Origin of the sequence: Kitasatospora sp. NPDC056800, assembly GCF_042789775.1 — a bacterium.
Lineage (GTDB): Bacteria > Actinomycetota > Actinomycetes > Streptomycetales > Streptomycetaceae > Kitasatospora.
On record NZ_JBHUAL010000125.1, the window covers coordinates 1 to 22,333 of the forward strand.

Consider the following 22,333-nt stretch of genomic DNA (forward strand, 5'->3'; position numbering starts at 1 on the left):
GCTCGCAGGGAGCGGCCGGTGTCAGTACACGCTGACCTGGTACGCGGAGAGCGCCGCGTTGACGGGCTGGTAGAAGGTCGTCCCGCCCGAGGTGCAGTCGCCGCTGCCGCCCGAGGTGAGGCCGAGCGCCTTGGCCCCGTCGTACAGCGGGCCGCCCGAGTCGCCCTGCTCGGCGCAGACGTTGGTCTGGATCAGGCCGCGGACGGTGCTGCCGTCGGTGTAGCGCACGGTGGCGTTGAGCCCGGTGACGGTGCCGCCGTGGGTGCCGGTGGTCGAGCCGGTGCGCTGCACCGCCTCGCCGACGACGGCGTCCGGGGCGGAGGTGAAGCCGCCCGGGTGGCTGAGCGCGCCGTTGTCGTAGCGGACCAGCGCGTAGTCGTGGCCGGGGAAGGTCGAGCCGATGGTCGGGCCGATCAGGTTGGCGTGGTTGACGTCGGTGTACCAGTTGGCGGCGACGTTGCCGCAATGCCCGGCGGTGAGGAAGTAGTAGGTGCTGCCGCTGACCACGTTGAAGCCGAGCGAGCAGCGGTACTGGCCGCCGTAGATGGCGTCGCCGCCGGCGAGCAGCGGGGTGAACGCGCCGGGGACCCGGTGGACGGTGATGGTGGACGCGTCGGCGCCGGCGGAGCTCATCAGCTTGGCGAGCGAGACCGGGGAGACGGTGCTGTCGGCGGTCACCACGACGTGTCCGGCGGCCTCGTCGACGTACCAGGCGGTGCCGTTGACCTCGGCGCCCAGGATGGCCTCGCTGACCGCCAGGAGCTGTTCCGGTCGGGCGGTGGGGGCCGTGGGGACGGTGGGGGCGGTGGGGATGGGAGCGGCTGCGGCGCCCGGCGCGGCGACCGCGGTGGCGGTCAGCAGGCCCAGGGCGGCGGCGAGCAGGCGGAAGCGGCGCGTACGGCCGGTACGGCGGGTGGTGCCGGGTGTGGTGCCGGTGCGGGGCGTGGGGCGCATGGTCCTCACCGATCTCCTCCAGAGGGGGGCGACGGCCCTGAGGGTTGGGGCCGTGAAGCGCGGTCAGGCGATGGGCGGACCCCGGCCGGTGCTCTCCGGAAGCACGGCGGATGATCAGCTCCTGACCGGCGCTGACCGGAAGTATGAGGAAACGGACCGTTCGGTACAAGCTTTCTGATGGGGTGTCGGCGGACCCGCAGGCTCAGGAGTGAGCCCGCGGGTCCGCCGTTCGGCGGCTGCCGTGCCGCTCCTACACGGCGGGCACCGGTTCGGACCCGGCGAGCCGGCGGCCGCGGTGGAGGGCGCGCAGCGAGAGCGCGCACGCCGCCCCGAGGGCGCACAGCGCCAGCCAGGGGAGTGCGGCGAGCCCGGCCGCGCGGGCGGCGTCCAGGGCCGCGCCGGTCAGCAGGTTCCCCAGGGTGATGCCGACCCCGCAGACGGTGTTGTAGAGCCCGTAGTGGGTGGCGACCAGGCGGTCCCCGGAGAGCCGGACCACGGTGTCCATCTCGAACGGGTACGCCAGCACCGTGCCCAGGGCCAGCAGGAACGCGGCCAGCGCCGGCGGGCCGGCGGCCAGCGCCCAGCGCCCGGGGCCCGCCCCCGGGACGGGCAGGGCCGAGGCGGCGAGCAGCGGCAGGAAGGCCGCGCCCATCACGGCCACCCCCGCGACCAGGGCCGTCCCCGGCGCGATCCGGGCCCGGCACCAGGCCGTCACCCTGGTCTGGAGCAGGATCGTGCCCAGCCCGGACACCACGAACAGCAGCGCCGTCGCCACCGTCCCGCCGGTGCCGCCGCCGCCCAGCCGGCGGACCTCCAGCGGCAGCGCCAGGTACACCTGGAAGGACAGCACGTACGAGCCGGTCATCGCGCCCGCGAAGAGCAGGAACGGCCGGTTGGCCAGCACCCCGCGCCACTGCGCGAGGACACCCGTACGCTCGTGCCCCTCGTCCGGCCCGGAGCCCCGGCGGGCCGGCAGCGACCGGATCTGCACGGCGCTGAGCACCGCGAACACCCCGGCCGCGACGAGGCAGGTGGTGCGGAAGTCCACCGCCGTCAGCGCCATGCCCACCAGCGGGCCGAGCAGGACGCCCGCCTGGTAGAAGACGTTGAACAGGGCGAACGCGGCCACCCGCCGCTCCTCGCCCGCGTCCCTCGCCAGGTACGCCCGCACGGCCGGGTTGAACAGCGCCCCGGCCAGGCCGGTGGCCGCCGAGGCCGCCACCAGGGCGGGCAGCGAGGAGGAGAGGCCGAGCGCGGCGAAGCCGGCGGTGCGCAGCAGGCAGCCCGCCACGATCAGCGGCTTGTAGCCGAACCGGTCGGCCAGCGTGCCGCCGACCAGGAACATGCCCTGCTGGGTGAAGTTGCGCACCCCGAGCACCAGCCCGACCGTCCAGCCGGCCAGGCCCAGGCCGCCGGACAGGTGCGCGGCCAGGTAGGGCATCAGCATGTAGAAGCCCAGGTTGATGGTGAACTGGTTGACCATCAGCAGCCGGACGCTGCGCTCGTGGCCCCGGAACTGGGCGGTCAGCCCCCTCACGCGGCACCGCCGGGGGCGCCCGGGAGGGTCAGCGGGTCGACCACCTCGGCGCACCGGGTCCAGCGGGTGACCTCCCGCTCGTCCGGCCGGGCGAGCTCGTCCGGGCCGTCCGCCGGCGGGTGGTCCAGCAGGTCGTGCGCGGCGCCGTATTCGTCGTCGTAGACGGTGCCGAGGTAGCGCTGCGGCCCGTCCGGGAAGATCGCGGCGATCCGGGTGCCGGCGGGCCGGGTGCGGGCCAGCCAGCCGGCCACCAGGGCGACCGCGCCGACGCTCCAGCCGCCGGTGGCGTAGTGCGAGGCGGCCAGCCGGCGGCAGGTCCAGACGGCCTCGGCCGGGGCGACCCAGTGGACCTCGTCGAAGGCCTGGTAGGCGACGTTGCGCGGGTAGATGCTGGAGCCCAGGCCGCGCATCAGCCGGGTCCGGGCGGGCTGGCCGAAGATCGTGGAGCCGACGGTGTCCACCCCGACCACCCGCAGCCCCGGGTAGAGCTGGCGCAGGACGCGCGAGGTGCCGGCCGAGTGCCCGCCGGTGCCGACGCTGCACACCAGCACGTCCAGGTGGCCCAGTTGGGCGGCGAGCTCCAGCGCCAGCGGGGTGTAGGCGGTGGTGTTGTCGGGGTTGTTGTACTGGTCGGGGCACCACGATCCCGGGTGGCGGGCCAGCAGTTCGGCCACCCGGTCGCGCCGGGCCTGCTGCCAGCCGCCCCGCGGGTGCGCACTGGCGACCGCCTCCACCTCGGCGCCGTACGCGGTGAGCAGCCTGGTCATGGTCGGCTCCAGCCCCGGGTCGGTGACCAGCGTGACCGGGTGCCGGTACACCATGCCGGCCAGCGCGAGCCCCAGTCCCAGCGTGCCGCTGGTGGACTCCACGATCCGGCCGCCCGGGCGCAACTCGCCCCGGGCCCGCGCCCGTTGGACCATGTGCAGGGCCGGGCGGTCCTTGATGCCACCGGGGTTGAAGCCCTCCAGCTTGGCCCAGAAGCCGCGGCCCGCCGGGGCGAGCGGCTCGCCGATCCGCAGGACCGGGGTGTTGCCGACCAGGCCGCTGAGGGCCGCGTGGTCGTCCGTGCGATGGGTGAGGGACGTCATGTCTCGTCTCCTGTCGGGAAGTTGGCGGAAGGCACGGCAGCTCGGACGGACGCCGAGCCGCTATATCCGCCACCGACCGGTGACCAGCAACGGGCCTCTCGGCCCGGACGTACGGGCGGCGCGCCCGGCGGCGGCCGTCGGGCGGAGCGCGGCAGGCTCCGCCCGGTCCCCGCCGGGGGCGGTGGCCGGGGACGGAGCGGGCAGGGCCGTCGACCGGACGGACCGCTGCGCGGGCGCGGCGGCCTCCCCGGTCGCGCAGTGCCGCTCCAGGGAGTCGGCGGGGAAGTCGCCCGGCTCGGCCGGGGCGGTGGCCGCCGCGGGGGAGCGGAGCGGATGGGCGTCGAGGTGCTGCTGCGGGCAGCCGACGGGCAGCAGGGAGAACAGGCCGAGCAGCAGCGCGGCCAGGAGCCTGATGGGCATGACGGGACTCCGCGCGGCCGCGCGGGGGCGGCAGCGGATCGCGGGGGCGGAGGGGCGGACACGGGCGACGGGCGCCGGCCCGCGCGCCGCGAGGCGGGCGGGGGCGGGGCGCGGCCCGGGGCCGGCCTAGACCCTCAGCCGGGCGATCCGGTGCGGGGGTTCGAGTGTTCCGGGAGCGGTGCTCCCGGCTCCGGCGTCTCCGGTGCCTCCGGCCGTCGGGCCCGTCGGGTCGGGCGCCGGTGCGGCGTCCCCGAGGGTGGGCTGGGCGGCGACGGCCGACCAGGCGGCCTCGGCGTCGGGGCCGTCCTCGGGCTTCCCGGACAGGCACTCGCCGCCGGGGTGGTCGGCGTCCTCGCCGTGCTCCTGCTGGTGGGCGGGCCGCGTGGGCTGCGGAGCCTTCGGGGAGTTCGGAGCCTGGGGGCTGTCGCCCGCCGCCGTGGCGTGGGCGGACCAGACGATCCGGATCGGATCGGTGTGCCCGGCGCCGGTCTCCGCGCTGAACCCGTGGGACGCGAACACGGCCATCAGCAGGGCGCCCAGCCAGAACAGCCGCGCCGCCACCCCTCGGGGGTGGGCGCGTCGTGTACGCAACGGCGACCGGGCGGTGACCATGCCGTGATCCTAGCCCGACTTCCTGCTTCGCCATAGCGCGCCTCGGTTGGTGTGATGAATCGTCAACTGGCTTCATCCGGAGCGCGATCGAAAGAGTCGGAAGAAAGTGTTATCGGCGAGGGCGGGGAGGGTCTCCTGGGCACGGGAGTGAACGCGCGATGCCGTGGGTGAGGTCCACGGCGGGAACGCGGAGTGCGAGATGGGGCGCTCCGCGCGGAGCCAGAGGTCTCCGACCGCGTCCGCCCCCGACGCGCCGCCGGACCGTCCCGTCCGACGGGCGCACCCGGCGGTCCGCACGCTCCCCCCTGGCTGCGGACCGCCGGGGTCACCGGACCGGGTGCGGGCCACCGGGTTATTGAGCCGAGGCCCGTTCCTTGGTCAGCCGCCAGACCAGTTCCTCCCCGGTCTCCGCCGGGGCGAGCACCTCGGCGGGGCGGCGCAGGTGCTCGGTGAAGCCGAGGCGGGCCGGGACGGCGCCGCTGGCCCGGTTGGCCGGGTCGTGGACGATCTCGACGGCCTCCACCCCGGGGAGGCGGAAGGCCTCGTCGGCCAGGGCCCGCGCCGTCCGGGTGGCCAGCCCGCGCCCGGTGGCGGCGGGGTGCAGCCAGTAGCCGATCTCGCGGACCTCGTCCGGGGTGTCCTCGCGCCGGAACAGCCCGCAGGCGCCGACGATCGCGCCGTCGAGCACGATCGCGTACGTGAAGTCCCGCCCGTTCGCCCAGAGTTCCGCGCGGCCGGCGAGGAACTCGGCGGTCTTGGCGCGGCTGTGCTCGCCCACCCAGGGCATCCAGGGCCGCAGGTGCTCCAGCGACTCCTCGATGACGGCGAAGAACTCGGGCAGATCCGCCTCGCCGTCGAAGCGGCGCAGGGTGGCCCCGTCCAGGGCGATGACGTGCTGGGGATGGTTCATGGCAGGAGGATGGTCCGTGCACGCCTCGCCGGGCAAACGGGTTTTCCGGCCGGGGTCGTCCGATCGTCAGTCCGGGCCGTCCGCCGGGGTGCGCCGCTGCAGCAGGACGGCCGCCTCGCGGTCGGTGACCTCGTGGAACTCGCCGTACCAGGGCCCGGCGGCGTGCGCGTAGCGGGGCAGGTGCAGGCAGACCACCGCGTCCACGTCCCGGCGCAGGTCGGCCGCGATCCGGGCGTCGCCGACCGGCGCCGCGAGGATCAGCCGCTCCGGGTGGTCGGCGGCCAGGGCGTGCAGGGCCGCCCGGGCGGTGAGCGCGTCGGTCAGCCCGTCGGAGACCAGGACGGCGATGCGCCCCCGCAGCGGGAGCCGGGCCCGGCCCGGGCGGTAGAGCGCCTCGCGGCGGTGGACCTCGACCCGCTCCCGTCTGACGCTCGCGTCCAGCTCGGCCGAGGTGACCCCGAGGCTCTCCAGGGCCTGCCGGTCGAGCAGCGGCGGGTCGCCGTCGGCGATCGCGCCGACCGGGCGGTCGTGGCCGGGCACGGCCAGCGGCCGGACCACCGTGGCGTCGAGCGGGGCGCCCAGGGACTCGGCGACCTCGGCCGCCACCGGCAGCCCGCCGGGGGCCAGGCCGAGGACCACCAGCTCGGCTCCGGCCCGCCCGCCCAGCAGCGGGGCGAGTCTGAGGGCCAGCTGGTGGCCGGCAGTGCTGCGGTCGAGGAATCTCACGGGCCTGTCCTCGTCCTCCAGGTGTTCGAGCGGCTCGGTCGGGACCGGGGCGGTGCGGACGGGCGAGTGGCCCGCGGGCACCGTCCGTTCCGCCCCGTCACCGGGGCGGCTGCCCCGTTGCGGCGGGCTCTAACGTCCGGGCGCGATCCGGGGGTGGTACGGAACGGACGGCGCGTGTGCACCGGCGGGGAACGGGCAGGCGCGGGGCATGGACGGCCGACGGACGGTGCTCCCGCTCGTACCAGCGGTGAGGTCCGCCTGGCACCGTGCACCCGGTGACGGCCCCGCGCCGTCCCCGCCGGACCACGAGCGAGGCGCCCGACCGGAGGCGCGATCGGCGGCTCGGACGGCCGGGCCACGGCTGCTCGCGAGAATCGGGGCCGACCGCGTGCCACGGCTCCACCCCGGCCACCAGCGCACCGGCCGGGCCGAACCGAGGTGAGGAGGCAGGCCGTGGACCGCCCCGGGAACGGTGGGCCGCCAGGCCGGGAGCAGGTCAGGCGACTGGCGCTGGAAGGCGGCCCCGGCACGGTGCGGCGCAGCCGCGAGTTCAGCCGACGGGCGCTGGTGTCCTGGCAGTGGCTGCCGGCCGTCGACGAGGACCGGCGGGCCGCCGCCGAGGACGTCCTGCTGATGGTCGCCGAGCTGGTCGCCAACGCCTGTCTGTACGCTCCCGGCGGCCCGAGCGAGCTGCGGCTCCACTGGGACGGTGCCCGGCTGCGGGTGGAGGTCGCGGACGCCAGCCCCGTCCCGCCGCGGCTGCGCCCGTCCGCCGGTGCGGGCCGCCCGGGCGGGCACGGACTGCGGGTGGTGGACCGGCTCTCCGCCGCCTGGGGCTCCCGGCCCGAGGCCGGCGGGAAGCTGGTCTGGCTGGAGGTGTCGCGCCCGTCGGCCCTGACGGCGGCCGGTGCGGACGGGGCGCCGGAACGGCCGGGCTGATCGCCGCACGTCCTCGCCCTCGTCCGAGGGTGCGTCCGGCGCTTCGCAGCCGGCGCACGGCACCCGTCGAACTCCGGGGCCCGGCGCGCCCTTTCCCGTTCCCGTGGCACCGCCCCCGCCGCCCGACTAGCGTTGCCCGGCATGACCGACACCGGGACCGACATCACCGCTGAGCTGGTCCGCGCGCTGCTGCGCGACCAGCACCCCGACCTGGCCGACCGCCCCGTGACGCTCGGCGCGCGCGGTTGGGACAACCAGCTGTGGCGGCTCGGCGACGACCTCGCCGTCCGGCTGCCCTGGGCGACGGCGTCGGCGGACGAGCTGCTGCGCAAGGAACACGCCTGGCTGCCCGCCCTCGCCCCGCACCTGCCGCTGCCCGTCCCCGTCCCACAGCGCCTCGGCGAGCCCTCCGAGCGGTTCCCGCGGCCGTGGATCGTCACCACCTGGGTGCCGGGCGAGCCCGCCGACCGCGCGCCCGCCACCCGCGCCGCGCGGGCCGCCGACACCCTGGCCGCCTTCCTGACCGCCCTTCACCGCCCCGCCCCCGACGGTGCGCCCGCCGGTCGCGGCCGCGGCGGACCGCTGGCCGACCACGCCGAGGGCTTCGGGAGGCAGCTCGCCTCGGCCATCGAACTGGGGCTGCTCCCCGACCCGGAGGCCGTCCGCGCAGTCTGGGAGGACGCCGTCACCGCGCCGGAGTGGACGGGCCCGGACCTGTGGCTCCACGGCGACCTGCACCCGGCCAACGTGCTCACCGCCGACGGCACCTTCTGCGGTGTGATCGACTTCGGCGACCTCTTCGCCGGTGACCCGGCCGGTGACCTCGCCGCCGCCTGGATCCTGCTGCCGGACGGCGGCGCCGACCGCTTCCACGCGGCCTACCGGCCCGCCCCGGACCCCGCCACCCTGCGCCGAGCCCGCGGCTGGGCGGTGCTGCGCGCCCTCTCCTGCCTGCGCATCGGCCACGCCGGCGACCACGGCCGCCCCGGCGGCAAGCCCACCTGGGGCCCACCCGCCCGGGCCGCCCTGGCCCGCCTCGTCGCCACGGCGGGCCGCTGACGGCGCGCTGCCACCGTCATGCGCTGCCCGGGCCGGCGACGGCGCCCCCCGCCGACCCGCTACCGTTCGGCGAGCCCGGGCAGCACCGGCTTCACGTCCAGCACCGGGGTGCCGTCGATCGCCTCCAGTCCGCTGACCCGCAGCCGCGGGCCGTCCACGGCCAGGACGGTGACCCGGTGCAGCCCGATCGGGTTCGGCCGGTCCGGCGAGCGGGTCGCGAACACCCCGGTCTCCGGCCGGGAGCGGTCCCCGCGCGGACGCACCGCCAAGACCTCCCGGTCCGCCCGGTGCAGCCAGGTCAGCAGCAGCACCTCCTGCCCGGCCACCAGGTCCCGCAGCGCCCGCTCCACCTCGGCGTCGAAGGCCACCCACGCCTCCGGCGCGCCCTCGTCCCCCTGCCTCGGCGCCCCCGCCCGCTCCAGCAAGGGCGACTCCACCCACCCGATCGCCCGCACCTCGAACCCGCGCTCCCGCTGGTTCCGCTCCCGCAAACCCCTGTCCGTCATTGCGCCCTCCGTGCACCCTCGGCTCCGTCCGGCAGCACGGTAGCGGGCCCGGGTGTCGGTGCCCCGGTGCAGACTGGAAGTTCCCTCTCGTGGTTGATGGCAGAGATGAGACGCCATGAACGAGTACGACGGTGAACTCCCTACGCGCAACCTGGTCTTCAACACCGACCTCGACCGCCTCCTCGACCTCGACCGAGACGACCTCGGTGTCCCCGAACAGCCAGGCCTGTGGCACCGGCTGCGCGCCGACCGGCGGCCGGTGGCCCAGCGCGGGCTGCTCTGCCCCATCTGTCGGGACGCCCGCCCCGACCAGCCGGAGTGGATGTACCTGTCGTTCCGGCGCGGTCGGCGCATCGCCTCCCACCACAACCCGCACCGCCGGGCCCACACCGCTGCCCAGGACGAGCAGCGCGAGGCCTACCAGGAGCGCTACGCCCGGGCCGCCGAGAGCGACGGGCACGCCGTCGAGATCGGGGCCGGGACGGCCGACGGGCGGCGGCCCGCCGTCCTGGTCACCGGCGCGGACGGCCGCCGGTTCGGGTTCGAGCCCCAACTCTCGTACGTCAGCGCGCAGTCCGTCCGGCGTCGGAACCGGCTGGCGCGGGAGGACGGCATCACCGCGGTCTGGCACACCGTCGACCCGAACGCGCCGCTCATCGACCAGGTCCACTGGGTGCGCACCGACAACCTGCCGGCCCGGGCCATCCGCGAGGACCGCGACCTGCTGCTGCGCGGCGGGGTGCGGACCCTCCGGCTGCTGAAGTGCGACCGCGTCAGCCCGCGGCCCTGCCAGCTGCGCGGCGGCGCCCGTTGCGGGCGGTGGCACCCGACGTGGGCGGTGCTGGTCCCGCGGATCGACGACTTCGTGCGCCGGGTCGCCGGCGGCGTCTATGTGCCGGTCACCCAACGGACCCGGAACGGCGGCCCGCTGCGCTTCTGGGCGCCCGAGGCGGACCGGCGCCGCTTCCTCGCCAACGGAGGGGTGCTGGCGGACCGGACGGACCGGCCGGTGATCCCGCGTCAGCGCGGGGCCGACCACCCGCGGGTGCCGGAGCAGCGCCGTGCTCCGCACCGCCCGCCGCATCGGCTGCTGCTGCCCGGGGACCCGTACGACCCGGTGGGCGAGCCGCTCACCTCCGATCGGGTGATCCCGCCGGTGCGGAGGGAGATCTGCTCGGCGGGGCGGATCCCGTGCGGAGCGCCGGGAGCCCGGCTGTATCCGGGCGGCTGGTACTGCGACGCCCACCGGCCGGGGGCGCCGGGGTGACGGCGCGGCGCGGCCCCGCGCGGTCGGCGCCCGGTCCGGCGGCGACGGCGCGAGGGGTCTCACCGCGGCAGGCAGGACTCCTCGCCGATCGCGACCAGGAGTTCGAGCGGGAACTCCCGGTCGGCCTGCCCGATGATCAGGCCCACCCAGCGCCCGGTGGACGGCACCCGCCACACCGGCAGGTGGAAGACGAGGGAGGCCAGGGAGACCAGCGGCTCGGGCCCGTCGGTGTCGGCGAAGTCCGGCTGGTCGTACCCGAGGTGGGACCAGAGGTCGATCGTGTCCGGGGCGCCCCAGCGGTCGGTCAGGACGGCGGTCAGGGCGGTGAGGTCGGCTTCGAGTTCGTCCTCGGCCTCGGTGACGGTCTCTGGGCCCGGGGCGTCCCAGAAGTCGCGGCTCGCCCGGAGCACGGCGAGCTGGTGCCCGGGGCCGCCCCAGCCGTGCTCGGTCCTCGTGTCCGCCCGCTCGGGGAACGGGGCGGCGAGGAGGGAGTCGAGGACCGACAGCTGGTCGTCGACGGAGCCTACGGAGTGCGGCAGTGACATGGCCCGGAGTGTAGGGCCGGCCCCTGACAGGCCCCGTCACGGCGACCGGACGGGGAGGACCAGCCAGGACGGTTCGAGCGGGAGCAGGTGCCCGGTGAGGGTGTGGACGTCGGTGGGGACGGCGGCGCGGGGGAGCAGGGCGGGGAGGTGGTCGGTGGTGTAGGCGTGGTGGGCGGCGGGGGTGGTCCAGAGGGTGGTGACGAGGTAGCGGTCGGGCGCGAGGCGGGTGACGGCGCCGCCGAGCATGCCGTCGGCGGCGGCCATGCCCGGGGCCCAGAGGCGGCGTTGGACGTCGAGGAAGTGGTCGGCGCGCCCCGGGTGGAGGCGGCAGTCGGCGGCCCGCAGGACGGTGGCGCGGGTGAGGGCGTCGGGGAGGGACGGGGAGCCGCCCGGCATGGTGAGGACGACCGGTCCGGTGGCGACCTCGATCGCGCTGTAGGCGGAGTGCTGGGCGGCGTCGGCGGCGGCCCGGTCGTGGCGTTCGCGCAGGAAGCGGGTGTAGGCGGGCTCGTCGGCCCACAGGGCGAGCAGGAGGGCGCGGTCGCCGTCCGGTGCCCAGCCGCCGGTCTGGCCGACCAGGCCCGGCTGGTCGGAGATCGCCGACCAGCGGCGCTGGCCGGCGGCGAACGCCTCGTGTGCTCCGGGCCGTACCCGGCAGCCGATCCACTTGCCCCACATGCGGGCCATCCTGCCGCCGGGAGGCGGAGGAGGGTCAATCGGGCGCTGGTCGCGGGGGCGGTACGGCCGGGGGCGTAGGTCCTCTCTTTCGGATGACGAGAGGACCCGGGCCGATGGCCGGATGTTGCAGAGTCCCGTCATTGCCGCCAGAGCCGCCTCCGGGCGAGGGTGGGGGCATGGACGACGCACTCCGCCTGCCGCATCTGGTCGTGGTCCCGGTGTTCCCCGGGGTGAACGCGCTGGACGTGGCCGGGCCCGCCGAGATCTTCGCGCTGGCCGGCCGGCTGCTGCCGCCCGGGCGGCCCGGGTACGAGGTACGGGTGTGCGCCGAGCGGAGCGGGCCGGTGGAGACCTTCTCGGGAGTGCCGCTGCACGTGACCGGGACGCTGGCGCAGGCGCGGGTCCGCGCGGACACGGTGCTGGTGCCGGGCCGGGTGGACCTGGGGCCGGACGGGCCGGTGCCCCGGGTGGACCAGGCCGTGGTGGCCTGGCTGCGGGAGGCCGGGCCCCGGGCCGGACGGGTCGCCTCGGTCTGCGCGGGCGCGCACGTGACGGCGGCGGCCGGGCTGCTGGACGGGCACCGCGCGACCACCCACTGGGCGACCGCCGAGCGGCTGGCCGCCGACCACCCGGCCGTCGAGGTGGACGCCGATCCGGTGTTCATCCGCTCCGGGCGGATGTGGACCAGCGCCGGCCTGAGCACCTCGATGGACCTCACCCTGGCGCTGGTCGCCGAGGACCACGGCGACGACCTCGCGCTGGAGATCGCCAGGATCATGGTGATGTACCTGCAACGCCATGGCGGCCAGAGCCAGTTCAGCGTCCCGCTGGTCCACCGCGCGGGCGGCCGGGCGGACCTGCGGGACCTGCGCCGCTGGATCGGCGAGCACCTGGACGCCGACCTGTCGGTGCCCGTCCTCGCCGGCCGGCTCGCCATGAGCGAGCGGCACTTCGCCCGGGTCTTCCGTGCGGAGACCGGTACGACGCCCGGGGCGTACGTCGAGGAGCTGCGGCTGGAGGCGGCGCGCCGGCTGATGGAGCGCACCGACCACCCGTTGCCCGGGGTCGCCCGGGCCTGCGGCTTCGGCTCCGTCGAGACCCTGCACCGGGTGTTCCGGGACCGGCTCTCCACCACGCCGGGGGACTACCGGAGCCGCTTCCGCGTCCGGGCCAAAAACTGATTGATCGTCAATTCACCACAAGGGAAAGAACACTGTGAAGATCGAGGCCACCCACATCGGCACCGCGACCGTCCTGCTGGAGGTCGGCGGGCTGCGGCTGCTCACCGACCCCGTCTTCGATCCGGCTCCGGCCGAGTACCGGCACGACCCGGTGGTCCTGCGCAGCACCGGCGCTCCGGCGGTCGGCGCGCACGAGCTGCCGCCGGTGGACGCCGTGCTCCTTAGCCACGACGAGCACCCCGACAACCTGGACGCCACCGGCCGGACCCTGCTCGCCGGGCGGCCGGTGCTGACCACCGTCAGCGGGGCCGCCCGGCTCGGCGGCGGCGCGCTCGGACTGGCGCCCTGGCAGAGCCGCACCCTGACCGTGGACGGCCGGACCCTGCGGGTGACCGGCACGCCGGGTCTGCACGGTCCGGTCGGGGACGTGACCGGCTTCGTCGTCGAGGTGCCCGGCGAGGAGGAGGCGCTCTACGTGTCGGGCGACACCGTGCACATCCCCGAACTGGACGCGGTGGGGCGGAGGTTCCGGATCGGTACGGCCATCCTGCACCTCGGTGCCGCCCGGATCGGGGCCTTCGGCGGCGGTGCGCTGATCACCATGGACGGGGCGCAGGCCGCCGCGCTCACCGCCTCGCTCGGTGCCCGCCGGGTCGTCCCCGTCCACTACACCTCGTGGGAGCACTTCACCGAGGGGCGGGCGGAGACCACCGCGCGGTTCGAGGCGGCCGGCCTGGCCGACCGGTTGCACTGGCTCGCCCCGGGGGTCCCGGAACTGCTGGGCTGACGGGCCGGCTCGGAGTGCGGCGACCGGCTCGAACGCGGCGCCCGGGGCAGGCGGCTCAGAACGCGGCGACCGGGGGCAGCCGGTGCAGGATGCGTTCCATGCCACCGGTCCAGTTGGCCTCCAGCGCGGCGACGGCCTGGTCGATGTCGCCGTCCAGCAGGCACTGGGCGATCCGCTCGTGCTCCTCGGCGGCGCGCTCCAGGATCTCGTGGTCGCCGACCACCACCCGCTCGTAGCGGTGCAGGGTGAGCTTCAGCGAGTCGATCATCTCGCGCAGCCGGGCATTGGCGCAGCCGGAGAGCAGCAGGGCGTGCCAGGCGTCGTCGTGGCGCTCTATCGTGCCGTGCGGGGCCTGCGGGGCGGAGAAGGCGCGGGCCTCGGCGAGCAGCCGGGGGGCGATCTCGGCCAGGTGGGCCGGGTCGGAGGTGCGCAGGGCCAGCGACTCCAGGGCGATGACGATCGCGGTGAGGTCGAGGAACTCCTGTTTGCCGGTGGGGGCGAAGCGGAAGCCCTTGCCGCGTTCGCTGGTGATGATGCCCTCGCGCTCCAGGCTGATCAGGGCCTCGCGCAGGGGGGTTCGGCTCACGCCCAGCTCCTCGGCGAGCTGGACCTCGTTGATCGACTCGCCGGGGGTGAACCGGCCGCGGCCGAGCTGCTCCAGGAGTTCGTCCTTGACCTGCTCGCGCAGCGGACGCCGCTCGATCGCCATCGGGCTTCCCTTCTTCCTGGTCGGTAGCGTACCGGCCGGGCGACCGGCACCGGTGGCCGGGCGGCCGGCCACCAGCGGTCGGGCGGCCGGCCGTCGGTGCCCGACCGCCCGGGCCGGGTCCTGGCGGGTGGTCGGTCAGGCGGTCAGGCCGTACCGGCGCCATCCACGGCGATGACCGCGCCGCTGACGAAGGCGGCGGCGTCGCTGGCCAGGAAGGCGACGGTCTGCGCGATGTCCCGGGGCTGGCCGATCCGGCCGAGCGGGCGGTCGGCGGCGTCGGTGTAGAAGGCGTCGGGGCTCTCGCCGAGTTGGCGGGCCTCCTCAGCGAGCATGCCGGTGTCGGTGTCGCCCGGGCAGACGCAGTTGACCCGGATGTTGTCCGGGCCGTGGTCGATGGCCATCGCCCGGGTCATGTTGACCACGGCGCCCTTGGAGGCGCAGTAGGAGATGGCCCGGCCGCCCCCCTTGATGCCCCAGCCGGAGCCGGTGTTGACGATGCTGCCGCCGCCGCTCGCGGCCATCAGCGGCACCACCAGTCCGCTGAGCAGCATGATCGAGCGGACGTTGACGGCCATCACCAGGTCCCAGTCCTCGTCGCTGATCTCGGTGACGGTGGAGCGGCGGATGATGCCCGCGTTGTTGAACAGCACGTCCACGCCGCCGTGTTGCTCGACGGCGGTGCTGACGGCCCGCTCGCAGTCGGCGCGCCGGGAGACGTCGCAGCGGACGAAGGTGCCGCCGATCTCCTTGGCGGCCTGTTCGCCGCGCTCGGCGTCGAGGTCCAGGAGGACGACGGCGGCGCCGAGTTCGGCGAGCAGGGCGGCGGTGGCCCGGCCGATGCCGGAGGCGGCGCCGGTGACGATCGCGCGCTTGCCGTGCAGGTCGATCATGGGGGCTCCTCTGTGGGTGGGAGGTCAGGCGGAGAGGCGGTACACGGCGCCGGAGCGGCGGCCGGTGATCACCCGGACGTGGCCGGAGAGGGCGTCGTCCAGGTCGGGGTCGCCGGTGTCCAGCAGCAGCGGGCGGCCCGCCAGGGCGGCGAGCTTCGCCTCGGTGGCGAGCACCAGCAGCCGTTCCCGGCCCGCGGCGCGCAGCAGTTCGGGGGTGAGCTGCTGGTTGCCGCGGCCGAGCAGGAAGCCCTGGCCGCCGATCGGGGAGAGGGCGATGCAGGGGATGGTGGGCAGGGCGCGCAGCTGGTCGGCCCGGGCGTCGCGGATCAGGAGGCGGGCGGCGGTGGCGAGGCCGTCGGCGTGGCCGGGGCCGAGGGCGCTCGCGGGGCCGAGCCGCAGCAGGTCGACGCCGGTCAGGCTGGCGCCCGGCGCGCCGAGCGCGGTGGCCACCGCGTACGTGGTGCTGCCGGGCCCGAGGAGCAGCAGCCCGCCGGGGCCGACGCGTTCGGCGACCTCGGCGGCGAGGCTGGCCGGTGTCCCCGGGTCGGGCCCGGAGCTGCCGGTCTTGCGCTGCTGGACCCGGGCGGGCAGCACGGGGACGGTCAGTCGGCCGTACAGCCGGGCGGAGACCCGGCCGGCCCGCAGCGCGGCCTCGTCCCGGTCCACCACCTCGGCGGCCGTCAGCCGGACGCCGCGGCCGGCCGCCCAGGCCGCCGCGACCTCGGCGGCGGCCCGGGGGTGGACGGCGAACACGGCGGAGTGCATCTTGACCCCGGCGGGGATGCCGAGCACCGGTACCCGGGGCTCGGGCCCGAGCGCGTCCAGCACGTCGCGGGCGGTGCCGTCGCCGCCGCAGAACAGCAGCAGCCCGGCGCCGGCCGCGACCAGGGCGCGCACCGCCGCCCGGGTGTCGGCGGCGGTGCTCGGTTCCCCGGTGCCCGGTGCCCCGGCGGCCCGCGGCCCGGTGCTGTGGTGGACGACCCGCGCGGGCCGGCCGGCCGCCCGCGCCGCGGCGGCGCCCATCCGGCCGTCGACGGTGATCAGCTCGACGTCCGGCGGAAGTTGACCGATCGTCAGCGCTGCCCGGGCGACGGCCTGCGGACGGGCCCCGAGCGCCAGGGCCCGCCGCTGGACCTCGGCGCCGTCGCTGCCCTTGAGACCGACCAGGCCGCCGAGGCCGGCGACCGGGTTGACCACCAGCCCGATCCGGGCGCCCGGGGCGGAGGTCACGGCCGCTCGCCCAGGACCTTGCGGCGGTAGGCGCGCCAGCTGACCGCCCAGACCGCCGGGTCGTCCAGCGGCTCGTGCCGGATCCGGTGCACGGTGGAGTTGTGCGGCGCGGTGCGGACGGTCTCCGGGTCCTCGTACGCCTCGCGGGCGACCTCGGCGAGGATCGCCGCGTACTCGTCCAGGTCGGCCCGGGAGTAGGACTCGGTGGGCTCCAGCGTCATCGGCTCCGGGACGACGTACGGGTGGTGGCTGGTCCAGTAGTGGGTGCCGAAGTCGGCGGCGCGGTAGCCGAGGTCCTCGCTGTGCAGGCCGGTGTCCTCGTTGAGCTGCTGCCAGCTGTAGCGGACCTGCTCGACCCGGGGGCGGCCCTCGGCGTACGGGACGGAGACGCCGCGGATCCGCCGGACCTGGTGCAGCAGGTAGTTGTTGTTGAGCACGGCGGTCTCGGCGGCCTCGCGCAGCCCCTCGGCGCCCAGGGCCGTGATCCAGGCGTAGGCGCGCACCAGGTTCGGCACGACGCCCAGGTAGGGGCGGATCTTGCCGACCGAGTCCGGCCGGTCGTCGTCCAGGACGTACCGCTCGCCGTCGAACTCGACGGTGGGGCGCGGCAGGTAGGGCGCGAGTTCGGCGGTGACGCCGCAGGCGCCGGCCGCCGGTCCGCCGCAGGCGTGCGGGGTGGAGAAGGTCTTGTGGAGGTTGAAGTGGCACAGGTCGAAGCCGGCCTCGCGGGCCCGGGTGATGCCGAGGATGCCGTTGGCGTTGGCCTGGTCGTAGGCGCACAGGCCGCCGGCCTCGTGGACGATCCGGACGAACTCGGCGATCCGGGGGTTGTAGATGCCGGTGTCCTCGGGGTTGGTGATGAGCAGCGCGGCGGTGCGCGGACCGACGGCGGCGCGCAGCGCCTCGATGTCGGGGTAGCCGTCGGCGTCGGGGTGCAGGGTGATCACCCGGAAGCCGGCGGTCTTGGCGCAGGCGGCGTTGGAGGGGTGGGAGAAGGCGGTGGTGATGATCTCGTCGCGCTGCTCCAGTTCGCCGCGCGCGGCGTGGTGGGCGCGGATCACCGAGACGTTGGTCCAGATCGCCGCCGAGCCCGCGCCGGGCTGGAGGCTGACCCGGTCCATGCCGGAGACCTCCTTGAGCAACTGCTCCAGCCGGTGGACGAGTTCGAGCACGCCCTGGACGGTGGAGGGGTCCTGCGCGGGGTGCAGGGCGGCGATCCGGGGGTCGCGGACGAAGGTGTCGTTGACCTTGGGGCTGTACTTCATGGTGCAGGTGCCCTGGCCGACGTCCACGTTGAGGTCGGCGCCGAGGTTCTCCTGGGAGAGCCGCAGGTAGTGCCGGAGCACCTGCTGCTGGCCGAGTTCGGGCAGGGCGGGCGGTGTGGCGCGGCGCAGCGCGGCGGGCAGCCGCTCGGCCGGGTCGCCGACGGCGGCGGTGACGGCGGGCTCGGGCAGCGGGGGCAGGACGCCGCGCTCGCCGGGGGCGCCGAGCTCGAAGACGAGCTTCTCGTCCCAGCGGGCCTGGTGGAAGCGGCGCAGGGCGGGTTTGGGGGCGATCCGCGGGTCCACCGGCTCGCTGTTTTGACGATTCGTCACTTCGCGATCTCCTCAAGTGCGTCGGCGAGGCGGTCGATGTCGGCCCGGGTGTGCAGCTCGGTCACGCAGTAGCGGCCCTCGCGGGCGCCGGCCTCGTCGGCCCCGACCGGGGTGCCGCCGTGCAGGCCGCGGGCGAGCAGCGCCTCGGCGGTCTCCGCGGCGGTGCGCTCGCCGGTGTAGCGGACGGTGAAGTCGGCGAAGTGGACGGCCCGCGGGTCCGCGAGCTCCACGCCGGGGACCTCGGCCAGCCGCCGCCGGGCGTAGGCGGTGTTGGCGAGGATCGTCGCGCCGATCTCCCGCATGCCGTGCGGGCCCATCAGCGTGAGGTAGACCCCGGCGGCGATGCCGTGCAGGGCGGCGGCGGTGCCGACCCACTCCTTGCCCTCCTCGCGCACCGCGAAGGAGGTGCGCTCGTACGCGACGTCGCCGAAGCCGTACTCGCCGGGGACGTCGGTGGGGACGAGGCCGAACAGCCGGCTCGGGTACTCGGCGACCAGGCGCTCGTCGTCCGGGCTGCCGATGAAGCCCGCGTTGCCGCCGCCGTAGCTCGGGTGGATGCCGAGCGGCTGGAGGTCGCCGCAGGTGAGGTCGGCGCCGAGCTCGGCGGGCGGGGTGAGCACGCCGAGGCTGAGCGGGTGGACGTGGGCGACGGCCAACGCGCCCGCCTGGTGGGCGAGTTCGATGTACTGCGGCAGTTCCTGGTCCACCCGGCCGTCGTGGTCGGTGAGTTGGGCGTAGACGGCGGCGGTGTCGCCCTCGGCGAGCGCGGCCCGGACGGCGGCGGGATCGGCCGGGACGAGGACGAGCTCGTGGACGCCCCGGACGTAGTCGCGGATCCGGGAGATCCGGTCCGGGTCGATCGCGCCGACCAGCACCAGGCGGCGCCGCCCGGTGGCCCGTCCGGCCATCCGCAGCGCCGTCGCGGCGGCCTGGAATCCGTCGTACGTCGGCACGTTGACGACGTCGACGGCCAGCAGTTCGGCCATCAGCGACTGGTACTCCCACAGTGCCTGGAAGCGGCCGTGGTCCTCGTACGGCTCGCCCGCGTAGGCGGTGAGGAACTCGCTGCGGTTGACGATCTCGTCCACCACGGCGGGCACGTGGTGGCGGTAGCAGCCGGCGCCGAGGAAGCTGCGGCCCGGCGGGACGGCGGTGTTGCGGGAGAGCAGCTCCTCCATGTGGGCGACCAGCCGGGCCTCGGAGCCGAGCGGCTCGGGCAGCCGCAGCGGGCGGTCCAGCCGGAGGGCGGCCGGGATGTCGGCGTAGAACTCCTCGACGTCCTGGGCGCCGACCTCCGCCAGCATCGCTTTCCTCACCTGCGGGGCGGAGTTGGGGATGTACGGGTGGGTTCGGGGGACGCGTGTGCTCATGCTGGCACCTTCCGCGATTTCAGTCACAAGCCTTGACGGGGTTGTGAATGCTGAGTTCTGTATACAGCATTCGGCATTCACCAGTCGGGAGGCAAGATGTCCGCACGAACCCGGCACAAAAAAGATCCCCAACCAGCCCGTGACCAGGGCGAATTGACATCAGGTCCGGCACGGCGCCGGATCCTCTCCGCCGGACTCGCGGGCGGCGCGCTGCTGATGGCCGGCGCCACCGGCTGCGCGACCGGCGGCGCCGGCGGCACCAGTGCCAAGCAGCTCACCGGCAGCCCGGGCGCCGCCCTCTCCGGCAAGGTCGTCATCTGGTCCTGGGACGTCGCCGCCAAGGCCATGCAACGGCTCGGCAAGGCCTTCGAACAGGCCCACCCCGGCACCACCGTCGACGTGGTGGACATCGGCTACGACAACGCCTACGACAAGATCTCCGTCGGGTTCGGCGCCGGCAGCGGACTGCCCGACATCCTCACCGTCGAGGGCCACAAGCTGCCCACCTACATCGGCAACTTCCCGAACGGCCTGGTCGACCTCACCAGTCGCGCGGCAGGCCTCAAGTCCCAGTACGCTGAGGCGTCCTGGCGGACCGTCACGAACGCCAAGGGCAAGGTCTTCGCGCTGCCCTGGGACAGCGGACCGTGCGCCCTGTTCTACCGGCGCGACCTGTTCCAGCAGGCCGGCATCGACCCGGCCGGCCTCGCCACCTGGGACGACTACCTCACCGCCGGCACCGCGCTCAAGGCCGCCACCGGCAGGAAGCTGCTCATCCTGGACGCCAAACAGGACAGCTTCTTCGCCATGCTGCTCCAGCAGCAGGGCCAGCGCTGGTTCACCGACGGCAAGGTGGCCGTCGCCACCCCCGCCGCCGAACGCGCGCTCACCCTGCTCAAGCAGCTCGTCGACCGCGACCTGGTGGACTTCGAGAACGGCTGGTCCGGGCTCGTCTCCGGCACCCACGACGGCAAGGCCGCCACCACTCCCACCGCCGCCTGGTGGGACGGCACCCTCACCAGCGACATGGCCGACCTCGGCGGGAAGGTCGGCGTCGTCCCGCTGCCCGCCTTCACCCCCGGCGGCCCCCGCACCTCCAACAGCGGCGGCTCCACCCTGTGCGTCACCGCGCAGAGCCGGAACCCGGAGACGGCCTGGGCCTTCCTCTCCTTCCTGCTCGCCGACAAGGCCAACCAGGCCTCGATGATGCAGCACGAAGGCCTCTTCCCCGCCTACCTCCCCGCCCTGGACGACCCGTACTTCCAGCAGCCCGCCCCCTACTACGGCGGCCAGCCGGCCATGCAGCTGTTCGCCGGACTCACCCGCGCCATCCCCACCGTCGAGCTCACCGCCGACGACTCCAAGGCCGGCGACATCGTCACCACCGCCGTCAACCAGGTGCTGCACAACGGCGCCGACCCGGGCACCGTCCTGCGCTCCGCCGCCCGCCAGATCGCCACCGCGACCGGCCGCCAGACGGTCGGGTAGGCGGGCCCGATGACCAGCAGCCTCCCGGCCACCCTGCGCAAGCCGTCGGCGACCACCCAGGCCGCCCCCGCCCGCCGCCGACGCTCCCCACGCACCGCCGCCTGGCTGTTCGCCGGGCCCACCACCGCGCTCTTCGTCGCCTTCTTCGCCTATCCGCTCGGCGCCAGCCTCTACCAGAGCTTCACCGCCCGCCGCGACGGCGCCGACGTCTGGGTCGGCCTGGACCAGTACCGGCGGATGCTGCACGACCCGGCCTTCCTGCACTCCCTGGTCAACACCGGCCTGATCCTCGCCGTCCAGGTGCCCGTGATGATCGGCCTCGCCCTGGTGCTCGCCGTCCTGCTCAACCAGTCCTGGCTGCGGTTCCGGGCCGGCTGGCGGGCGGTGTTCTTCCTGCCCGCGATCACCACCCTGGTCGCCTACGCCGTGGTCTTCCAGGTCCTGCTGCGCACCGACGGCGGCCTCGCCAACCAGCTCCTCCAGGCGCTCGGACTCGGCCCGGTCGACTGGCTCAACTCACCCACCTGGGCCCGGATCTCGCTGATCGGCTCGGTCACCTGGCGGTGGACCGGCTACAACGCCGTCATCCTGCTGGCCGGACTGCAGGCGATCGGCCGCGACCAGTACGAGGCCGCCGCCCTCGACGGCGCCGGCACCGTGCGCACCTACAGCGGCGTGATCCTGCCGCAGCTGCGCCCGGTGGTGCTGTTCTGCGTCATCACCTCCACCATCGGCACCCTGCAACTCTTCGACGAGAACTACGTGCTGACCCGCGGCGGCCCCGGCGACGCGACCCTCACCCCGGTGGTCTACCTCTACAAGGTCGGCTTCCAGCAGCTCGACTTCGGCTACGCGGCCGCCATCGCCTGGGTGGTCGTGCTGATCATCGCGGCGGTCTCGCTGCTCCAGTTCCGGCTCTACGGAAGGGAACGCCGCCGATGACCACCGTGACCACCACTGCCGCTCGCAGTGCCGCCACCACCACCGCGCCGCGTCGTAGCGGCCGCGCCCCGCTGCCCGCCCGCCTCGGCCGGATCGCCGTCCTCACCGCCCTCACCCTCGGCGCCGTGCTCAGCCTGGTGCCCTTCGCCTGGATGCTGATCGCCAGTACCCACAGCAGCTCCGAACTGTTCCACTCCCCACCGCCGTTCCTGCCCGGCGGCAACCTGCTGCGCAACCTGGCGCACCTCCAGGAGACCATCGGCTTCGGCCGGGTCATGCTCAACAGCCTCGGGATCGCCGTCGTCTACACCGCGCTCAGCTCGCTGCTGTCCGCGATGTGCGGCTACGGGCTGGCCAAGTACCGCTTCCGCGGCCGCGGGCTGCTGCTCGGACTGGTGCTGGCGACCATGATGATCCCGTTGCAGGTGCTGCTCGTCCCGCTGTTCCAGATGATGGCCAGCCTCGGCTGGATCGACAGCTACCAGGCGGTGATCGTCCCCTTCCTGGCCAACTCCTTCGGCATCCTGCTGATGCGCCAGGGCTTCCTGGACTTCCCCGACGAACTGCTGGAGTCGGCCCGGATCGACGGCTCCGGCGAGCTGCGCACCTTCTACCAGGTCGTCCTGCCGTGCGTACGGCCGCAGTTGGGCGCGCTGGTGATCTTCACCTTCATGGGCCAGTGGAACGGCTTCATCTGGCCGCTGCTGATGCTCAACACCGAGGACAAGTACACCGTGCCGGTCGCGCTCAACACGCTGACCGGGCTGACCCACGTCGACTACTCCGGCCTGATGCTCGGCTCCTTCCTGGCCACGCTCCCGCTGATGGTGCTCTTCCTGCTCTTCCAGCGGCAGTTCGTGGCGGGCCTGCTGGGCGGAGCCGTGAAGGGATGACCGCGAC

General features: G+C 75.0%; 23 protein-coding genes. 8 read left to right on the plus strand and 15 right to left on the minus strand.

Translation table 11 applies throughout. The features are described 5' to 3' along the window. Positions 1-21 precede the first annotated feature (21 nt). The 7 genes from ACFRQN_RS25015 to ACFRQN_RS25045 all read right to left on the minus strand — a co-directional run bounded on the left by ACFRQN_RS25015 (position 22) and on the right by ACFRQN_RS25045 (position 6,247). Positions 22-954 carry a S1 family peptidase gene (locus ACFRQN_RS25015; RefSeq protein ID WP_117485736.1) on the minus strand — a complete coding sequence of 311 codons (933 nt, stop codon included), beginning with the start codon at positions 952-954 and terminating at the stop codon, positions 22-24. 250 nt (positions 955-1,204) lie between these two features. Further along, positions 1,205-2,437 (minus strand): MFS transporter, encoded by a 1,233-nt coding sequence (locus ACFRQN_RS25020; protein WP_380742308.1) that lies wholly within the window; start codon positions 2,435-2,437, stop codon positions 1,205-1,207. Between the two features lie 50 nt (positions 2,438-2,487). Then, positions 2,488-3,579, minus strand: a complete 1,092-nt coding sequence (locus ACFRQN_RS25025) for a PLP-dependent cysteine synthase family protein (RefSeq protein WP_049651746.1) — start codon at positions 3,577-3,579, stop codon at positions 2,488-2,490. A gap of 60 nt (positions 3,580-3,639) precedes the next feature. Beyond that, the gene (locus ACFRQN_RS25030; protein WP_380742261.1) at positions 3,640-3,999 is read right to left on the minus strand and encodes a hypothetical protein; all 360 of its coding nucleotides are present in this window, start codon (positions 3,997-3,999) and stop codon (positions 3,640-3,642) included. A 126-nt stretch (positions 4,000-4,125) separates the two neighbouring features. After that, positions 4,126-4,611: a hypothetical protein gene (locus ACFRQN_RS25035; RefSeq protein WP_380742263.1), complete on the minus strand. Its 486-nt coding sequence runs from the start codon at positions 4,609-4,611 to the stop codon at positions 4,126-4,128. Between the two features lie 352 nt (positions 4,612-4,963). Beyond that, on the minus strand, positions 4,964-5,521 hold the full coding sequence (locus ACFRQN_RS25040; protein ID WP_380742265.1) for a GNAT family N-acetyltransferase: 558 nt from the start codon (positions 5,519-5,521) through the stop codon (positions 4,964-4,966). Positions 5,522-5,587: 66 nt separating this feature from the next. Continuing rightward, the gene (locus ACFRQN_RS25045; RefSeq protein ID WP_380742267.1) at positions 5,588-6,247 is read right to left on the minus strand and encodes a phosphoribosyltransferase; all 660 of its coding nucleotides are present in this window, start codon (positions 6,245-6,247) and stop codon (positions 5,588-5,590) included. Positions 6,248-6,700: 453 nt separating this feature from the next. On the opposite strand from ACFRQN_RS25045, the gene ACFRQN_RS25050 reads away from it, so the two are divergent. Further along, positions 6,701-7,186, plus strand: a complete 486-nt coding sequence (locus ACFRQN_RS25050) for an ATP-binding protein (RefSeq protein ID WP_380742270.1) — start codon at positions 6,701-6,703, stop codon at positions 7,184-7,186. Positions 7,187-7,327: 141 nt separating this feature from the next. After that, a complete protein-coding gene (locus ACFRQN_RS25055) occupies positions 7,328-8,245 on the plus strand; it encodes an aminoglycoside phosphotransferase family protein (RefSeq protein WP_380742272.1) in 918 nt (305 codons plus the stop codon). Between the two features lie 59 nt (positions 8,246-8,304). On the opposite strand, the gene tsaA is transcribed toward ACFRQN_RS25055, so the two are convergent. Continuing rightward, complete coding sequence (gene tsaA / locus ACFRQN_RS25060; protein WP_380742275.1) at positions 8,305-8,751, minus strand: tRNA (N6-threonylcarbamoyladenosine(37)-N6)-methyltransferase TrmO; 447 nt, start codon at positions 8,749-8,751, stop codon at positions 8,305-8,307. A gap of 115 nt (positions 8,752-8,866) precedes the next feature. On the opposite strand from tsaA, the gene ACFRQN_RS25065 reads away from it, so the two are divergent. Continuing rightward, complete coding sequence (locus tag ACFRQN_RS25065; RefSeq protein WP_380742277.1) at positions 8,867-10,018, plus strand: hypothetical protein; 1,152 nt, start codon at positions 8,867-8,869, stop codon at positions 10,016-10,018. Between the two features lie 59 nt (positions 10,019-10,077). On the opposite strand, the gene ACFRQN_RS25070 is transcribed toward ACFRQN_RS25065, so the two are convergent. Together ACFRQN_RS25070 and ACFRQN_RS25075 are read right to left on the minus strand one after the other, a co-directional pair. After that, on the minus strand, positions 10,078-10,563 hold the full coding sequence (locus ACFRQN_RS25070; RefSeq protein ID WP_380742279.1) for a hypothetical protein: 486 nt from the start codon (positions 10,561-10,563) through the stop codon (positions 10,078-10,080). 36 nt (positions 10,564-10,599) lie between these two features. After that, entirely contained in the window at positions 10,600-11,241 is a 642-nt protein-coding gene (locus ACFRQN_RS25075; protein ID WP_380742281.1) for a DUF4937 domain-containing protein, read from the minus strand. A 176-nt stretch (positions 11,242-11,417) separates the two neighbouring features. On the opposite strand from ACFRQN_RS25075, the gene ACFRQN_RS25080 reads away from it, so the two are divergent. Together ACFRQN_RS25080 and ACFRQN_RS25085 are read left to right on the plus strand one after the other, a co-directional pair. Then, entirely contained in the window at positions 11,418-12,422 is a 1,005-nt protein-coding gene (locus ACFRQN_RS25080; protein WP_380742283.1) for a GlxA family transcriptional regulator, read from the plus strand. Between the two features lie 34 nt (positions 12,423-12,456). Beyond that, the gene (locus tag ACFRQN_RS25085; protein WP_380742286.1) at positions 12,457-13,209 is read left to right on the plus strand and encodes an MBL fold metallo-hydrolase; all 753 of its coding nucleotides are present in this window, start codon (positions 12,457-12,459) and stop codon (positions 13,207-13,209) included. A gap of 55 nt (positions 13,210-13,264) precedes the next feature. Here ACFRQN_RS25085 and ACFRQN_RS25090 read toward each other — a convergent pair whose 3' ends face one another. The 5 genes from ACFRQN_RS25090 to gcvPA all read right to left on the minus strand — a co-directional run bounded on the left by ACFRQN_RS25090 (position 13,265) and on the right by gcvPA (position 19,003). Continuing rightward, positions 13,265-13,918, minus strand: coding sequence for a GntR family transcriptional regulator (locus ACFRQN_RS25090; RefSeq protein ID WP_049657573.1), 654 nt, complete (start codon positions 13,916-13,918; stop codon positions 13,265-13,267). A 143-nt stretch (positions 13,919-14,061) separates the two neighbouring features. After that, positions 14,062-14,808, minus strand: coding sequence for an SDR family NAD(P)-dependent oxidoreductase (locus tag ACFRQN_RS25095; RefSeq protein WP_380742288.1), 747 nt, complete (start codon positions 14,806-14,808; stop codon positions 14,062-14,064). A 24-nt stretch (positions 14,809-14,832) separates the two neighbouring features. Then, entirely contained in the window at positions 14,833-16,038 is a 1,206-nt protein-coding gene (locus tag ACFRQN_RS25100; RefSeq protein ID WP_380742290.1) for an ATP-NAD kinase family protein, read from the minus strand. Beyond that, positions 16,035-17,633 carry an aminomethyl-transferring glycine dehydrogenase subunit GcvPB gene (gcvPB, locus tag ACFRQN_RS25105; protein ID WP_380742292.1) on the minus strand — a complete coding sequence of 533 codons (1,599 nt, stop codon included), beginning with the start codon at positions 17,631-17,633 and terminating at the stop codon, positions 16,035-16,037. Before gcvPB ends, ACFRQN_RS25100 begins: the two co-directional genes overlap by 4 nt. Next, a complete protein-coding gene (gene gcvPA, locus ACFRQN_RS25110; RefSeq protein WP_380742294.1) occupies positions 17,630-19,003 on the minus strand; it encodes an aminomethyl-transferring glycine dehydrogenase subunit GcvPA in 1,374 nt (457 codons plus the stop codon). The genes gcvPB and gcvPA overlap by 4 nt, the downstream gene beginning before the upstream one ends. Positions 19,004-19,156: 153 nt before the next feature. On the opposite strand from gcvPA, the gene ACFRQN_RS25115 reads away from it, so the two are divergent. The 3 genes from ACFRQN_RS25115 to ACFRQN_RS25125 are packed head-to-tail and all read left to right on the plus strand — an operon-like array spanning position 19,157 to position 22,326. Further along, a complete protein-coding gene (locus ACFRQN_RS25115) occupies positions 19,157-20,491 on the plus strand; it encodes an ABC transporter substrate-binding protein (RefSeq protein WP_380742296.1) in 1,335 nt (444 codons plus the stop codon). Between the two features lie 9 nt (positions 20,492-20,500). Beyond that, positions 20,501-21,433, plus strand: coding sequence for a carbohydrate ABC transporter permease (locus tag ACFRQN_RS25120; RefSeq protein ID WP_074003192.1), 933 nt, complete (start codon positions 20,501-20,503; stop codon positions 21,431-21,433). After that, positions 21,430-22,326, plus strand: a complete 897-nt coding sequence (locus ACFRQN_RS25125) for a carbohydrate ABC transporter permease (protein ID WP_380742298.1) — start codon at positions 21,430-21,432, stop codon at positions 22,324-22,326. The genes ACFRQN_RS25120 and ACFRQN_RS25125 overlap by 4 nt, the downstream gene beginning before the upstream one ends. Positions 22,327-22,333: the final 7 nt, after the last annotated feature.

Coding starts and splice junctions, on each gene's coding strand:
- ACFRQN_RS25015 (WP_117485736.1), bottom strand. CDS start 954: ATGCGCCCCACGCCCCGCACCGGCACCACACCCGGCACCACCCGCCGT.
- ACFRQN_RS25020 (WP_380742308.1), bottom strand. CDS start 2,437: ATGGTCAACCAGTTCACCATCAACCTGGGCTTCTACATGCTGATGCCC.
- ACFRQN_RS25025 (WP_049651746.1), bottom strand. CDS start 3,579: ATGACGTCCCTCACCCATCGCACGGACGACCACGCGGCCCTCAGCGGC.
- ACFRQN_RS25030 (WP_380742261.1), bottom strand. CDS start 3,999: ATGCCCATCAGGCTCCTGGCCGCGCTGCTGCTCGGCCTGTTCTCCCTG.
- ACFRQN_RS25035 (WP_380742263.1), bottom strand. CDS start 4,611: ATGGTCACCGCCCGGTCGCCGTTGCGTACACGACGCGCCCACCCCCGA.
- ACFRQN_RS25040 (WP_380742265.1), bottom strand. CDS start 5,521: ATGAACCATCCCCAGCACGTCATCGCCCTGGACGGGGCCACCCTGCGC.
- ACFRQN_RS25055 (WP_380742272.1), top strand. CDS start 7,328: ATGACCGACACCGGGACCGACATCACCGCTGAGCTGGTCCGCGCGCTG.
- tsaA (WP_380742275.1), bottom strand. CDS start 8,751: ATGACGGACAGGGGTTTGCGGGAGCGGAACCAGCGGGAGCGCGGGTTC.
- ACFRQN_RS25065 (WP_380742277.1), top strand. CDS start 8,867: ATGAACGAGTACGACGGTGAACTCCCTACGCGCAACCTGGTCTTCAAC.
- ACFRQN_RS25070 (WP_380742279.1), bottom strand. CDS start 10,563: ATGTCACTGCCGCACTCCGTAGGCTCCGTCGACGACCAGCTGTCGGTC.
- ACFRQN_RS25075 (WP_380742281.1), bottom strand. CDS start 11,241: ATGTGGGGCAAGTGGATCGGCTGCCGGGTACGGCCCGGAGCACACGAG.
- ACFRQN_RS25080 (WP_380742283.1), top strand. CDS start 11,418: ATGGACGACGCACTCCGCCTGCCGCATCTGGTCGTGGTCCCGGTGTTC.
- ACFRQN_RS25090 (WP_049657573.1), bottom strand. CDS start 13,918: ATGGCGATCGAGCGGCGTCCGCTGCGCGAGCAGGTCAAGGACGAACTC.
- ACFRQN_RS25095 (WP_380742288.1), bottom strand. CDS start 14,808: ATGATCGACCTGCACGGCAAGCGCGCGATCGTCACCGGCGCCGCCTCC.
- gcvPA (WP_380742294.1), bottom strand. CDS start 19,003: ATGAGCACACGCGTCCCCCGAACCCACCCGTACATCCCCAACTCCGCC.
- ACFRQN_RS25120 (WP_074003192.1), top strand. CDS start 20,501: ATGACCAGCAGCCTCCCGGCCACCCTGCGCAAGCCGTCGGCGACCACC.
- ACFRQN_RS25125 (WP_380742298.1), top strand. CDS start 21,430: ATGACCACCGTGACCACCACTGCCGCTCGCAGTGCCGCCACCACCACC.